This is a genomic window from Parashewanella curva (assembly GCF_003675895.1).
Lineage (GTDB): Bacteria > Pseudomonadota > Gammaproteobacteria > Enterobacterales > Shewanellaceae > Parashewanella > Parashewanella curva.
Genome location: NZ_ML014954.1, coordinates 1 through 941, shown reverse-complemented (window position 1 = coordinate 941; position 941 = coordinate 1). Strand labels below are relative to the sequence as shown.

Annotated in this window: 1 protein-coding gene; it reads left to right on the top strand. The window is 42.7% G+C overall.

Annotated elements, in window-relative coordinates:
- Positions 1-36: 36 nt before the first annotated feature.
- Positions 37-941, top strand: a 905-nt coding sequence (locus D5018_RS21900; RefSeq protein WP_165905157.1) for a hypothetical protein, incomplete at its 3' end; no start/stop codon positions are given.

Below are 941 nucleotides of genomic sequence, written 5' to 3'. Positions count from 1 at the left end.
CTTTGTGATTTCGTCAATCATTTATCGGCGTTATTAGTGAGTATTACAGCACTGCCACAGACAAAAGCAAAATTACTCATCATGCTCGCCATGCAACAAGTACTGCATAATGCAACTAATCAAAAAACATCACCTTTGATTCAACAGCAAAACTATCTGCTTAATATTGTCAGTCAGGGACTCGATACGGCAAGAAAGAAAGTGAGTACTGACGGATTACTCACTGGTGCTGATGAATCAATCTCTGCACATCTCGCCGATTTACAAGGTATGCTCCACGTTATAACTAAAGAGCTAGAAAATCTGGCTGTAATGGGAGAGTTCAGCATCTCGAATGTTGGCTCTGCATTGTTAGCGCAATTACTACCGATTTTACCTGACTTAACCCACGCACAATATAGTCATGCATACACAGAATACTGTCAGGCATGCCAAGTTTCATCTGCTGTATTTCCACCCGACACCGCCAAAGAATGGTTTTATTCTGCTGAGTTAGAAAAAACTTATGAAGAGAAGCGTGAAGAAGGAGGTGGTCCGTACTGGCAAAACAACGGCAAGTTAGCACTGCTAATGAATTCAACAGCTAAAATGATATTTGAAGCATTTAGCCAATCAAGGACCACCCTTGAAGATATGCATGTTGACCGACCTCTTGCTAAAGCTTGCGCCTATAACGCTCTGTTTGGTGCAACGGTGAAAAATGAAACTGCTGAGAAAACCGATACAAGCCTTAGAAGGCAGATTATCGCTGCGGCCAATCATATTGCGCAACATCCAAGTGTTAAAGATCAGCCTCAGCAATTACTAACCTTGATGTACGCAACAGGTTGCGATTTAACCTTAACGGATTCCATTCCTGAATCTACTGCAGTTCCTACCGAACAAACCGCTGCTACTCAAGCTGCAAATCCTATGGCGCAATTCGTGCAGGCGATGATGTC